The 13,874-nt window shown below is 53.9% G+C and carries 11 protein-coding genes and 1 pseudogene; 8 read left to right on the forward strand and 4 right to left on the reverse strand.

Annotation, left to right across the window (positions count from 1 at the left end; translation table 11 throughout):
- Positions 1-264: 264 nt before the first annotated feature.
- Positions 265-456 carry a hypothetical protein gene (locus tag MXAZACID_RS19875; RefSeq protein WP_205619853.1) on the reverse strand — a complete coding sequence of 64 codons (192 nt, stop codon included), beginning with the start codon at positions 454-456 and terminating at the stop codon, positions 265-267.
- Positions 457-706: 250 nt separating this feature from the next.
- On the reverse strand, positions 707-2,944 hold the full coding sequence (locus MXAZACID_RS16540) for an EAL domain-containing protein (protein WP_051060414.1): 2,238 nt from the start codon (positions 2,942-2,944) through the stop codon (positions 707-709).
- A 657-nt stretch (positions 2,945-3,601) separates the two neighbouring features.
- Between MXAZACID_RS16540 and MXAZACID_RS16545 the strand changes: the two genes are divergently transcribed.
- Positions 3,602-5,104, forward strand: coding sequence for a PAS domain-containing methyl-accepting chemotaxis protein (locus MXAZACID_RS16545; RefSeq protein WP_008495673.1), 1,503 nt, complete (start codon positions 3,602-3,604; stop codon positions 5,102-5,104).
- Positions 5,105-5,703: 599 nt separating this feature from the next.
- Here MXAZACID_RS16545 and MXAZACID_RS20350 read toward each other — a convergent pair.
- Positions 5,704-5,856, reverse strand: a complete 153-nt coding sequence (locus MXAZACID_RS20350; RefSeq protein WP_333490054.1) for a helix-turn-helix transcriptional regulator — start codon at positions 5,854-5,856, stop codon at positions 5,704-5,706.
- 291 nt (positions 5,857-6,147) lie between these two features.
- Between MXAZACID_RS20350 and MXAZACID_RS16555 the strand changes: the two genes are divergently transcribed.
- Entirely contained in the window at positions 6,148-7,185 is a 1,038-nt protein-coding gene (locus MXAZACID_RS16555) for a sensor domain-containing diguanylate cyclase (protein ID WP_008495675.1), read from the forward strand.
- Positions 7,186-7,353: 168 nt separating this feature from the next.
- Here the strand turns inward: MXAZACID_RS16555 and MXAZACID_RS16560 are convergent, their stop codons facing one another.
- Entirely contained in the window at positions 7,354-8,139 is a 786-nt protein-coding gene (locus MXAZACID_RS16560) for a site-specific integrase (protein ID WP_051060413.1), read from the reverse strand.
- A 792-nt stretch (positions 8,140-8,931) separates the two neighbouring features.
- Here MXAZACID_RS16560 and MXAZACID_RS16565 point away from each other — a divergent pair.
- The 6 genes and pseudogenes from MXAZACID_RS16565 (at position 8,932) to MXAZACID_RS18490 (ending at position 13,322) form a co-directional block, all read left to right on the forward strand.
- A complete protein-coding gene (locus MXAZACID_RS16565; RefSeq protein ID WP_205619854.1) occupies positions 8,932-9,564 on the forward strand; it encodes a hypothetical protein in 633 nt (210 codons plus the stop codon).
- Positions 9,565-9,724: 160 nt separating this feature from the next.
- Positions 9,725-9,862 carry a hypothetical protein gene (locus tag MXAZACID_RS19510; RefSeq protein WP_168118459.1) on the forward strand — a complete coding sequence of 46 codons (138 nt, stop codon included), beginning with the start codon at positions 9,725-9,727 and terminating at the stop codon, positions 9,860-9,862.
- A 300-nt stretch (positions 9,863-10,162) separates the two neighbouring features.
- Complete coding sequence (locus MXAZACID_RS18485; RefSeq protein ID WP_083878872.1) at positions 10,163-10,552, forward strand: transposase; 390 nt, start codon at positions 10,163-10,165, stop codon at positions 10,550-10,552.
- The gene (tnpB, locus tag MXAZACID_RS16570) at positions 10,549-10,842 is read left to right on the forward strand and encodes an IS66 family insertion sequence element accessory protein TnpB (protein ID WP_008495679.1); all 294 of its coding nucleotides are present in this window, start codon (positions 10,549-10,551) and stop codon (positions 10,840-10,842) included. Before MXAZACID_RS18485 ends, tnpB begins: the two co-directional genes overlap by 4 nt.
- Before the next feature lie 119 nt (positions 10,843-10,961).
- Positions 10,962-12,267 (forward strand): annotated as a pseudogene (locus MXAZACID_RS16575) (IS66 family transposase).
- A 221-nt stretch (positions 12,268-12,488) separates the two neighbouring features.
- Complete coding sequence (locus MXAZACID_RS18490; protein ID WP_083878875.1) at positions 12,489-13,322, forward strand: class I SAM-dependent methyltransferase; 834 nt, start codon at positions 12,489-12,491, stop codon at positions 13,320-13,322.
- Positions 13,323-13,874 lie beyond the last annotated feature (552 nt).

Consider the following 13,874-nt stretch of genomic DNA (forward strand, 5'->3'; position numbering starts at 1 on the left):
CTATGATCTACCCCTAGCGAATCTCGCCGTCCATCTCGGCTCTCAACCTCCCCCCCTACCAACCGCTAATAACACGCCGATGTCCCTGCAACCAAAGGCAGCGACGCTGGAGCCTTCCACCAACGACACTGTCTCAGGTCCGGCGCAACCCTTACGGTAAATCCGGGTAACTTTGGCTATTCAAGGAGGCGATCAGAAAAGAACAAGCGTCCCACCCACATCTGCAGTGGAACAGGCTTCAACGTGGTTCGGTAACGCACTCTGCTACGAGGGTTGAAGTGCGGTCACCCGATCTAATGACTCGTCTCCCTTGTCTGAGGGACGAAAATAAGCTTCGAGGAGAAGCTGGTTCGCCCGAAGTAAACCTGCGGCTTCAAAATTCTCTGCCGCCTGAAGCTCCGCAATCGCCTTTGGCATGAACGATATTATTTTCGAGACTATATTTTCTTTAGCCATAAGCCCCAGCCCATTTTTCAATAAGTGTTGATATTCAATATGCCCTATATTTCCGAAAAGTAAACTTCTAGTTGAATTTTTTTAATATAATCGCTTCGATGGGCACTATACTGCCTATCGCAGTCGCAAGGGGCTCGTTTTACCAAATTAGCAGCCTGTCGGTTAACAACCGACCAGAGCCAAGAGAACTGGATCGATTTGACGCGATCGGGCCGCACTCTCGAAGATGTGCTCAACACAGCCTAACCACCTACAGCCACTGGAAGACAGGGTTGTCAGGTAAAACTTTATCGTTCGCAACTTCGCTGAAGCTCTCGAGTATTCTCGGAATTTCAACCGCAGGTCGCGCCTTCGAAAACATAAAGCCTTGAAGGTTATCGCAACCGATCCGGGTTAGGCCATCGCGCTGCTGCTGCGTTTCCACGCCCTCAGCGGTGACCCTTAGCCCCTTAGTATGAGCAAGATCAACGATCGCCCGAACGATCGCCTCATCACCGTGTTGATCTCCGAAGCCACTGATGAAGCTCCGGTCTATCTTAACGCGGTCTACGGTGATATGATTGAGCCGTGCGAGGGACGAAAAGCCGACTCCAAAGTCATCGATGGCAATTCGAACGCCAAGTGCCCGTAACGATAAAAGATTGTCTGCTGCGGCCCCCACATGACTGTCTGCGGCAGTTTCGGTGAGCTCGATTTCGAGACGTGATGCCGGTAAGCCGGTCATGCGTAGGATAGTTGCAACTTTCGTTGCGTAGAGAGGATTCGAAAGTTCGACGCCAGAAGCGTTGACCGCAACTGTTCGGTGTGGCCAATTGAGCGCCGCCTGACATGCCTCTCGGAGGACCCATTCGCCGAGCGTCTCGATTAAGCCGCTTGCCTCGGCAATTGGGATAAACACTTCTGGCGAAATCCAACCATGCTTGGCGTGACGCCAGCGCAGGAGAGCCTCAAATCCTGTGATTGCATAGCCGTTTGCCGAGTAGATCGGTTGATAATGCAGAACGATCTCACCTTCGACTTGAAGAGCAGCGCGTAAATCCATCTCGATTTCTTGCCGGAAAGTAATGGCATCGTCCATACTCGCGTCAAAAAATGTATAGCGCCCCCGCCCAGCGGATTTGGCACTGTAGAGCGCTATGTCAGCCTTTCGAAGCAATTCAATGCGACTATTTCCGTCTTGGGGAGCAATCGCCACGCCGATGCTCAGACCAACAAACATTCGATTACCGTCAAGGTCGAATGGTCTGCGAACCGACTCTACAATGCGCGTACACAGCGGCTCGACCTCTTCCCTGCTACAGACATTGACTAGCATGATAGTGAATTCGTCGCCGCCAATGCGGGCGACAACGTCTCCATCTCGAACCAAGGCGCGGAGGCGTGTGGCAAATTCTTTAATTAGCGCATCGCCGGCTGGATGGCCCAATGAGTCATTGACCTCTTTGAAACGGTCAAGATCAAGGTAGAGCAGCGCGATAGAAGCACCCCCGCGTTCATCGAGGGCCTCATCTACACACTCGTTGAAAAACATGCGGTTTGGCAGACTCGTCAGCGGATCGTGAAACGCCAGATGGCGCATCCGAACCTCACTTGCCCGTAGCATAAGTGAGCGACTACGGACAGCCGCCACGAAGCCCATGACAGTAATTAGCGCCAGGAAAAGAAGCGCCTCGAGTATAGGCATGGCTTTTGCCAGCATAGTGGTACCAGGTCGCTCTGGGCGCCAGATGAAATAACCAACCAGCCTGCCTGCATTATTATCAATTGGATAAGCTGCCTCGGTCGGGCTATGCATAGGAAGCCAGGCGAAATGTAGTCCGTCGAACAAGTATTCGCTTGTCAACTGTTGGACGAATGAGCCATCGAGGAAGCGAACTGCGACATGTAAATACTCGGTGCCGGCGACCTGCTTGATACTTCCTGAATCCGACACGATTGGTTTAACGCTGACAATCGCTGGGTGGCCGCAGATCACCATGATATCGGCGACGCCTGGCGAAAGTGTGTCCCCGGACATCATGGTACCGACGCCATCACGCATGTTATGTCGTAGGATTCGAACGAGCGGTGCAACCTGCGCGCCGATCGCGTCATAGGCCAAGGGAGCAGTTATTGTACCATTAGCGAAGGCATAAATCGGGATGTTTTGAGAATTCAGTACATAGGCACCATCAAAACCAAAATAGGAGTGCATCCAAGTGCCCAAATTGTTATCCATCCATTCTGTATCATCTGCTCGGGTCTTTTGGATCGCGGTGTCCCAAACGGTCGAGCTTTCCTGGTCGTGTGCGATCTGGGCACGCATTTGAGAGACGATATGAACGACTACTTCTTCTTGCCGTAGGACAGAAATCTGATCAGTCTGCTTCGCAGACCAAGTGAGGAGCAGAATTGCCAAAGCGCCAACTGCTCCCGTTAAAAGCAAAGCAGGAAATGCGCGTGTCAGCGTGAAGGCGACGTTTGCTTGATAAGTATTACGCCGTGCCACAATGCACTCCATCCCGCATGATGAGGTAATCAAATGCCAGGGGTTTGTTAAGATTCCATTTAGCAAAGATGACGTAGACTTAGTCAATTCAGAAACTTAAGCGTCAGCGTATTTAAGGTGGCCATCTAGCAATCGATCCACCGGCCATATCCTAACCTACATATACCGCGATGCCCGTTGTCCCTTTAAGCTTCATCGATCGTGGAAAGCCGCTGAGTTATTTCTCCATGAACTGATTCTGGTTGACATTTGACTTGTGCTTCGCCTCTCCCTGGCTGGTTTGACGGAGGTTTTCAGATGTGATCGCCATGGACTTAATCAGCGTGATCGGTCGTTGGCATATTCGTCAAAGATCCCTCTTAGCGGAATTAATCGGTGGACGGGGGCTTATCGAGAATACCATCAGCAAATATTTGGGCCATAAGGTTTTGGCGCCAGAATTTACGCTCCCAGATCTGCGGAGTAAGTTGACTCGTTTGTTTATAGTCTTAGGCAATTTGACCTGAACCAATTCTACAAGAGCGATTCACTCTGCCATCGGATCGAAGATTTTAACAAAATTCATAAGAGTAAATTAGTAATTAGACCTTCATTTACGTTTTGTATGCAAGGGTAAAAAACATCCAAACGGTAGGATCGCAGTCAAGGGAAAAGAACATGTTCGGGAAGCTCAAAGAGGATAGGAACTTAGACGCGTGGCGCGACGAGGCATTCCTGACTCTGGAAGCGCTGAACCGATCACAGGTCGGGATCTCGTTTACATCAGACGGTCATGTCATAGAAGCAAATGCCAATTTCCTATCCGTATTCGGCTACACCCGGGCCGAAGTGGTGGGTAAACATCATCGCACTTTTGTGGAGCCAGTTTATGCAGGGTCGCAAGAATACCATGATTTCTGGCAAAAGCTAAAGTCGGGTGGGGCGGTTTCCGGACGTTTCAAATGTCGCGGCAAAGATGACAAAGTTGTCTGGGTGCGGGCCGCCTATGATCCGGTGCTCGATCGCTCGAAGCGCGTTATGAAAGTGATTGCATTCGCTCAGAACATTACTGCTAACATCGAGGCCGAAGAAACCCAGGCCCGTGAGAAGGCAAAGGCGGATCAAGAGTTGATGCAGGTCACCACTGCGCTCGCCGCGCATTTGCAGCGCCTTGCGGCCGGCGATCTGACCTCGACTATGACCGAGGAGGTGGCCGACGGTTACAAGCAACTCAGAGACAATTATAACCGCGCTCGTGAGACCCTGCGCCTGTCTTTGCTGACCGTGGTCAATGCTAGCGAAGCCATCCACCTCGGATCCAGCGAAATTTCATCGGCTTCCGATTTGATGGCTCGTCGTGCAGAACAGCAAGCCGCGTCGTTGGAGGAAACGGCTGCAGCTCTCAATCAAATCAGTACCACGTTAAAACGAGGTTCTGAAGGGGCCCAGGCTGTTGCCGTCTCCATGAACGCAGCCAAGGAGGAGGCCGTCAAGTCAGGGCAGACGGTCCTGAATGCCGTCGATGCCATGGCGAAGATCGCCACGTCTTCCAAGAAAATTGTACAGATTGTCGGCGTCATCGATGAGATAGCCTTTCAAACGAATCTTCTCGCGCTGAACGCTGGTGTAGAAGCGGCGCGAGCCGGTGATGCAGGTCGCGGATTTGCCGTAGTCGCCTCCGAGGTCCGGGTACTAGCGCAGCGCTGTTCAGCCGCCGCGAAGGAAATCAAGGGACTGATAACCGCGAGTTCTGGGGATGTCGATGCAGGCGTGAAGTTGGTCGGCGACGCCGGCACAGCGCTCACTGGCATTGTTACGAACATTACGAACCTCGACCAACTGATGGCAGATATCGCTTCCTCAGCTAGAGAGCAAGCTACCGGGCTCGCCGAGGTGAACGCAGCGGTAAACCAGATGGACCAAGTCACGCAGCAAAATGCGTCCATGATTGAAGAGACGAATGCCGCCGCTTCCAATCTTCAGAAAGAAGTGATGGCGATGGACGAGCTCGTTCGTCGCTTTGAATTGGGGCGGGATAGGCGAAGTCAAGCTGCGGTGAGCAGCGTTCAAGGCTTTCCCGCTGTCCGTAAAGCCGCGAAACAAAAATCATGCCTGGGCGCCAACGTAACTACTGGCACCAGGTTGGTCGCCACGAGCGACGAGAATTGGGACGAGTTTTGAGACGTCCTCTCGATGGCATGGTCCATGGATTATTTTGCGCTCCGTCCATTTCGGCCCAAGAATTTAGCGCTTTAGAAGCACGGTTACCCCTGACTTTTGTAATAATAGGCGATTGAGGCGACAATATACGTGGCCCCTTGGAAGATATGGGCGCGCTGCGGTTGGCATTGGACGCCTCGAGCGTTCATTCTTAAGACCAACTCCGGGGTCGGCCTATGTCCAACCGGACCCCATGCCGCCTGTCGCCAATGGCCGCTTACTTTATTTTCCGCTCCACACCAGACAGGCCGCTATCGTCCGTTCTTTACCAAACTCGGAAGTTTTTCTCTGAACGTTTCGTTTCGACATTAAGAGAGGTGGCTTAATCGCAGTCAGAGACATACACCCTACATTGGCGACTTATTAAGCGGGGCCGAGCCTCTGATTGCGCACCCGCCGGGTGAGCGCTCTCTGGCAATCCGCCAGGCGGATCGCTTTTGTTAGGCCATAGGCTTCCTCAGACCAGTGTAGCATTACTCGTTATTCTCCGCAGTCATCACCCCGGACGCCTCAAGACGTGACTCGATTGCCGTGCCTCGGGCTCACGTGGGATAGCGGCGTTACCTGGCGTTTTTTCTTTCCTCATCCGCCTGTACCAGATCAGCCACGGTAACTTCGAGCACCTGCGCCAATTCATACAACGTGATCACGGTCGGATTCCTCTGCCCCCGCTCTAGGCCGGTCAAATATTGCTGCCTCACCCCTGACGGCACCTCGACTTCTTCTTACGTAAGGCCCATGACCTTGCGCAGCCGGGCAAAATTCCGTCCCACTAATTGCCGCATGTCGATGCGGCATGCGTCGCCCGCTTACACATTTTAAGTTTGTAAACTATAATGTGTATTGTACCTCGAGAGTGATATGGCGGATGCTGGGCAGAGCTTGCCAGGACCACAAAAGACATCACACTTTCTTGAGTTCGTCGGTTTTTGGGCCGCACACACTCGCCATGGCCTAGTTGGGACGATACGGATGTCAAACGGAGGCCATGCGGACATAAACATATGCACGATATAGAGCAGTCACCCTGGGATGACAGACAGCGTTGGGAGATGGCTGTCCAGGCCACGACGGGCTTGCTCAAAATTTTCTCCTTTCCGGAATTCTTTGCCGCTGCCGCCGAGAGCCTAGCCGGCCTCTTGGGCGCTGATGGCGTTGCCCTAATCGTCTACGATGGCCCTGAGCAATTGCGCTATAAACTGTTCCATGGGCTGGAGCAGCTCAACCAAACCCCCATAGTCAAATTTAGCTTTTCCGCCAGTGAAGGCACAGTCGGGCGCGCGCTCGTATCGGGTCAGGCACTGTTTACACCGGATTACCCCCATAGCGCGGATTCCATGCCTGATTTTGTCGCGGCGGGGCTGCGTGCCAATTTAGTTGTGCCGCTGCCTGGCCCCGCCGGTTTCAACGGCGCCATCGCTGTCGCCTGGCTGCACCATGAGCCTGCCCCCCCCCCAAGCGCCACAAGTCTCGCCATTGCCGAAATGTTCGCCGCCCTCACCGGCTCCGCTATCTACCGTGAGGCCCTGGAGACTCGGCTTGAGAACCTGTCCCTCACCGATCCCCTGACGAGCTTGCCCAACCGGCGAACCTTTATGCTCCGCCTTGTCGACGCCCAAAAACGCGCCTGCCGGACTCAGTCATTGATGGCCCTCGCCGTGATCGATCTTGACGGCTTTAAGCAGATCAACGATGAGCTAGGCCACGCCGCCGGCGACCAGCGCTTGCTTCTCGTGGCCCATGCCATTCAAAGCGCCATACGCGATATCGACATGGTCGCGCGGTTTGGTGGCGACGAATTCGTTGTCATCCTCGAAGCTCTGCGTTCAACCCAGGAAGCTCTGTCGATCCTCAACCGCATCGTCATTGCCATCAGCATTAACTGCAATCGGTGGGATGATCAGCATAAAATCACCGCTAGCCTTGGCGCCACCCTCTATCCGTTGGATTTTTCCGAACCGGAAATTTTGCTCAGACACGCAGATGAGGCGATGTATCTGTCAAAGCGCCAGGGAGGTAATCAGGTTACGCTATTCCCCTAGCATCTTATTCCCCACCGCCATGATTTTTATTGAAGCTGTAGGGACCAAACAGTTAATCGGGCCGAGCCCCTGATTGCGCACCCGCAAGGGGTGCGTTTTTTGCTCGATCCGCCAAGCGGCTCGCTGTCTGGCCGGGCCCACGCCCGTCCCCAACCGGCAGAGCCTGCGCTACCCATTAGTTTCCTCTGTCAGCGCCCCTGGCGCCAGATCCGTATCCGTGACCCGCAACTCGGCCTCTCGGGCCTCAGGTACAGTCGTTTCCCCTCGCCTCGCCTTACCAATTGCCTTACCGCCCCTGCCCTTCCCATTTGTCACGGCTTTCGCCTGCTTCTCCGCCTGCCTGGCCGCCTTCGGCCGCATCACATTGATGGCGGCGGCATCGAGGGTGTTCTTGATGTGTGCTGCATAATGCTTCTCGATCATCTCGACCGAGGTCCGGCAGTTCTTCGCGATCTGATAAATATCCGCCCCTTCCATTAGCCGCAGGCAGATGTAAGTATGACGCAGACTGTAAGCCGTACGCGGCTTGCCATCCCGATCGGCCTTCAGCTTAGCCTTGTCCAAAATCCGGTTGAACAGCTTCAACTGCCCGCCCTGCGGGAACACCTTGTCCGTCGGCTCCGGCAATTCCACCGGCAGCTTCTCATTCGGGTTCGTCTTTGAGCAATTCCGCTTCTGCAGTCCCCGCGTTGGCTTCGGCCGGTTCAGCAGCCGCTCATAAGGCCGCACCGCCCCCGGCGTGCTCTTACAGAACCCCACCCCACGCTTACCCCGCACCTCGATCTCCAGGATCCTCTGCCCCGTGGCATGATCCGTCACGATCGCCACATCCCGGTGCTCCAGGTTCCCCGCCTCATCCGGGCGCAACCCGGTATTGTCCATGAACAGGATGTAGTCGTGCATCTGCTCAGCATTTTCCACCGGTATTGCGGCTGCGGCGGATTGCGCGCCCACTCCCGCGAGGCGGTATAAAGCTGCTTGTATTGGCAAACATAAGCGCCATGCTTGGTGCGTCCATACCAACGGTCGCCCTCAGAATGATAGATACCCGACTTAGTATTCAACCAAACCACCGTATCCTTGAAGGAATGCTGTTGGGCGGCGCTCTGCGCTTGATAGACAGTCTGCGCCTCTGTTAGGAGCGGAAGGGCTAGTAACGTCAAAAAGCTCAGCCTCCAAAAAAAGGCAGCCGACAATGTAACCCCGGGTTGTTTGGCAATTGAACCATTGCGGCAGATTTGCGACAAGCAACTTTTACAATCCAGCGAACCGGCTCCGACCATCTGGGGCGCAAACTCGAGTTAGGTCAGGTTCGCCTGACGCCCAGCCAGAAAATACGGACGGCGATCTATGACGGTTAACTTCTGTACAGATATCATCTATCGCCCGAGGATTAGAAATCGCCAACGCAAGAACCAAACCAGAAGGCTTAGCAACATTAAGAAGGAGGCACCCTCCTGCCGCGCTATCTGTTAGCAAAATGAATTAGTTAATTGGAATATATATGCAATATCAAGTCCTCTCCCGGATTTATAGCTCGCGAATCTACCATAGGTTGCACTATTGATATGCGGCATAGGTACGCTCACTAAGCATTCTCGGCTTGCAAAATTAGAGGTTTAATTAAATTCGGTTAACAATCACCTGTTAATAATTAGGACGCCAGTTTGTCTTCGCAAGCAGAACCTTATGAAGTTTGGGTGGGACTGCCGATACGGCTTGAAAAGGAAGCGCGCTATGTTTGTGATGGATAAGACGATCTCTTTTCACCCGACCCACGGTAACGCAGTAGATAAAAGAATTGATTCCACGCAAGGCGAACTGGAATGCTTTTTAACCGCTTTGGCGGTGGAAATGGCAAACAAGCTGGATGTTGATTACGTTTCGGCCTCGTTTTTTCCGAACGCTTTGCACCTCACGGATGGTATTCACGTCGGGGACAGCGAATTGCTTACTGGCGACATTTGCAGTTCTATCTTGAAACACTCGGGAGCCGCTCATATAAAGCCTCTTAATCGCATCGTAAAATATGCAAACGATCCGGTTTTCTCCTCATTTCCGTTCATCAAATCAGTCATTGGAACCACCATTATCGGCAGAAAAAAAGAAACCGTTGGGATGCTTTGCGCGTTTAGCTCCTCAGTCTCTCATTTTTCAGACAAAAGCACTGCCGTTATAAGCCATTATGCCCTCCGCGCCGCAGCGACACTCGAGATTATAAATCTAGCCGAAACAATGAAGTCCATAACCACTATCAGAGATGCGTCGAAAGCGTTGGATCAACTGATTATCCACGGATACGAAGAGGCCGCGAACCATGTTGCTACGGCGATCTATAACAGCAGAAATCTGCCCAGTTCCGTGACCCATATGACGTGAACCGTGTCGCGGCTTACCATTTACTGAATACTAACAAGTTCTTCGTATTATTGCAGCAGTTGGCGGCCTAAAGTTTTCGGAGGCAACCCACATCAAGGACCTTTTCTCGCTTCTGCGTTGGGCAGAAAACCCTCGCGATCGGGAGGCGGGATTCAGAATCATGCAACTTCTTGCGGGAATTGACGATTATGCGGTGGGGCGTGCCATCGTTGGCATTTGCTCTGAAGGACGCAAGGTCGATCCCCAGGGTGACAAACATCCGCAACACATTCTCTCCGCATTGGCACCGCTGGCTTGAGCCCGCCCATCGGTGCGGTGTTCCGTTCACCAGCTTGACCGAAAATGAGCGCCTAGTGGACGGGACGAGCGCGCCGATTTGATTTGCCCTGGATGAGAGCCGGCCGCTCGCCTGCATTGCCCGCATCTGCACATGCTGGACCTCCGTGAGGAAACTCAAGGTAGGCGAGGTCGCAGCCGACCTCTTTCGGTTCCTGACGAAGGGGTGAATAAGGGTATCCCCCCGGTGAGTGCCGTCTTCTGAGGTTTTGGATTGGTGTCCATAAGTACGTCCTTAAGGTCGTCATTATGGACGGGACGGATGGAGATTATTACGGGTGTTGAACGCCGGCGGCGTTGGCGTGATGAAGAGAAGCTACGGATTGTGGCTGAGTTGGATGCGCCTGGGGTTGTGATTGCGGATGTGGCGCGGCGGCATGGCGTGGCACGCAGCCAGATTTTTGATTGGCGCCGCAAGGCTCGGTCGGGCGAGTTGGGCGTGATCTCGGTTTTACCGGAATTTTTACCGCTGCGGGCGCGTGAATCTGTTGAGCCGGCTTTATCTTCCTTGAACGCCGATTTGGCACCAGCACCGGCGCGATTTGGCACTGGGCAGTTGGAACTGAGTTTTCCCGGCGGCGTTGTCCTGCGCCTCTATGGCAAAGCTGACGCCGCAACACTGCGGGCGGTGATTGCGGTAGCGAAGGGATGATCCCTGTTCCGTCTGGCGTCCGGGTCTGGCTGGCCAGCGGTGTGACCGACATGCGCCGGGGCATGAACGGCTTGGCGCTGCAAGTGCAGCAGGCATTGGGCCGTGACCCCTATGCTGGCGACCTGTATGTATTCCGCGGCAAGCGCGGTGATTTGGTAAAAATCCTTTGGCATGACGGGCTGGGCATGTCGCTCTACGCCAAGCGGCTGGAGAAGGGCCGCTTTGTATGGCCGACGCCTGTTGATGGCAGCGTGGTCATTTCTCCTGCACAGCTCGGCTATATGCTTTAAGGCATAGATTGGCGGAACCCGCAGCAGACCTGGCGGCCCAGCGTGGTGGGATAAAACTTTTCGGCGTTGCCTGCATTTTTGGGGGTCCCAAACGCGCCAATCCATGATTCACTCGTGCTATGGAAGTGCTGCCTGACATCTTGCCGGAGGATCCCGCCGCCCTGCGTGCGGCGTTGCTCGCCGAGCGGACGGCACGGTTAGAAGCAGAGCAAAAGCTTTCAGGTGCGGCGGCGACAATTGCGCATCTGGAGTTGATGATCGCCAAGCTGCGCCAGGATAAATTCGGCGCCTCATCCGAGCGCAGCAAAAAACTGCTCGACCAGATGGAACTGCAGCTCGAGGAACTTCAGGCCACACAATCGGAGGAGGTCAGCGCCTCCGAGATCGCGCGGCCGGCCCCAGTGTCACGGCGCAAACCCGTGCGAGGCCCGCTCCCCGAACATCTGCCGCGTGAGCGCGTGGTCATTGCGGCACCCGGAGCCTGTCCCTGCTGTGGCGGCACCCGCCTGGCCAAGCTCGGTGAGAGTGTCACCGAGACGCTGGAGGTCATTCCCCGGCAGTGGAAGGTGGTGCAGACGGTGCGGGAAAAATTCTCCTGCCGCGATTGCGAGACCATCATTCAGCCGCCGGCGCCATTCCATCCCATTGCGCGTGGCCGCGCCGGACCGAACCTGCTGGCCACCATTCTGGAGCAGAAATTTGGCCAACATTTGCCGCTCAACCGATTGAGTGAAAGATTTGCCCTCGAGGGCATCGAGCTCGATACCTCCACTCTTGCTGATTGGGTTGGCGCCTGCACCGCGACATTGGCCCCACTGAGCGACATGATCCGCGCCCATGTCCTGGCAGCTGAACGTCTGCACGGCGATGACACCACCGTGCCCGTACTGGCCAAGAGCAAAACCACCACCGGCCGGTTATGGACCTATGTCCGTGACGACCGTCCCTTTGGCGGGCCGGCGCCGCCGGCTGCGGCAGATCGATACCATCTTTGACCTGGAGCGCGATATTAACGGCCAAAGCGTCGAGGCGCGTCAAGCCGTGCGCCAAGCGCAAATCAAGCCACCGGTCGAGGCTTTTGAGACCTGGATGCGCGCCCAGCGGCCCAATCTGTCGCGCCATGCCGAGATCGCCAAGGCCATGGACTACATGCTCAAACGCTGGCCAAGCTTCACGCGGTTCCTGGATGATGGAAGAATTTGTCTGACCAATAACGCCGCCGAGCGAGCGCTGCGCGGCATCGCTATGGGCCGCAAAGCCTGGCTGTTCGCCGGATCAGACCGCGGAGGCGAACGCGCCGCCGCAATCTATTCCCTGATCGTCACCGCAAAGCTCAACAATGTCGATCCGCAAGCCTGGCTCGCCGATACCCTCCGCCAGATCAACGATCATCCGGTACGCCAACTCAACCAACTCCTCCCTTAGAACTGGAAGCCGTAATCCAAATCAGCGACGCGTCACTCACCGGATGGGTACGAATAAGGAGGCGGCCATCGTCAAGCTCTTGTTTCTGTTCTTAGAGGACGTTCCGGCCGATAATCAATAAAATGCCTCTTTAAGTCAAACTTCAGGGGTTGCCAATTTGGACTAATGCGACGTAATTGACTTGGGATTCACCTTTCCTAAAAAGTTGGACGGCAGAAGTTATGATCAGTGATACCGAGTGGCTACAGATGCTACGGGACAGTGCGCAACAGCAAACCGTTATATTCGAAGGTCAGCCTCTGCCAAGTTTCCCCGGAGATGAGCTACAGCTGAACACCGTAGGCAAGTCTGGAGTTCATGCTGTGAACGAGGCGTTTGCCTTCTATAGTCGGTGCAAAGAATACTTCGAAGCGATGGGAAAATCACTCCAGAAAGGCTCATCATTGCTGGACTTTGGAACAGGATGGGGACGTATCGCTCGTTGCTTTATTCGAGATCTCGGGCTACGCGAGGTATTCGGTACGGATGTCACCGAAGAGTTCGTTCAGATATGCCAAAGATCGTTCAGAACAAATAACTTCATTGTGAACAACCCGTATCCGCCTACACCGATACCCGACGAACGATTTGATTTCGTTGTAGCTTACTCAGTGTTTTCTCACTTATCCGAGGATGCAGCTGCTGCCTGGATCAACGAGTTTTGGCGAGTGCTTGTCCCGGGTGGAGTCATTGCGGTGACCACGCGAAGCCGTGATTTTTTTACCGTTTGCGAAGAATTAAAGGGCCTACAATTATCCGGGTATAGCATGGCTCTCTCGGAGCTATTTCAAGATTTCAACCAAGCTCGGCAAGATTACGATTCTGGAAAATTCGTACATTCTAATATTCCAGGCGTCGGTGGCGGCGGTCGCATGAACTCAAGTTTTTATGGAGAGAGTTTCATACCCGAAGCGTACGCCCGTCATAAATATCTTCCCCGCTTCGAGTTGGAATATTTCGTCCCAGGCGACGCTTACCTCGAGCAAACATCTTTGTTTTTTAGAAAGGTCACATAAGTCGACTAACTGCTAGCTTGTAAATGCTGTCGAGGGATACACGAGCCACTGCATTAAACAGAAATAGCAGTTTTTAAACCCCGCCCGGCTAATTGATGGCTGGCTCAGCGCGCTACTGACGTGATGGGTTTAAGCATTAAGCGTCGTGTGTAGCCGCAATATCTCCAAATGTGTTCAGACATAAATTGGCCCATTATAAACCAGCACTTAGATTTGGACCGGATACGGATAAGGCGTGGCAGGGAGCTTCGAGCGGCTTACGTGAAGCACTCAATTGTGCTTTTTGAATGCGTGAAAGAGTGATTTTCGTCTGACTAGCGCATCGGAAATTAGACAAGCTTTCGACAGAACGGCGTGTCGCAACGTAGCGAGCGCAGAAACAGACGTTCCGACCTCGGTGGTGCTCAGTCGCCTCCGAAGAGGGTATTATCATACCCCTCCCAGTCCGCTGATTTTGAGGTTGTCTTTGTAAGGAATGTCAGCTTAGACTGCTAACTTACTAATAAAAACAACTCCGCATTTTTGGGTCTAAATTCGTGCGCTCGGTCTAGC

This window comes from Acidocella sp. MX-AZ02 (genome assembly GCF_000306035.1).
Classification (GTDB): domain Bacteria; phylum Pseudomonadota; class Alphaproteobacteria; order Acetobacterales; family Acetobacteraceae; genus Acidocella; species Acidocella facilis.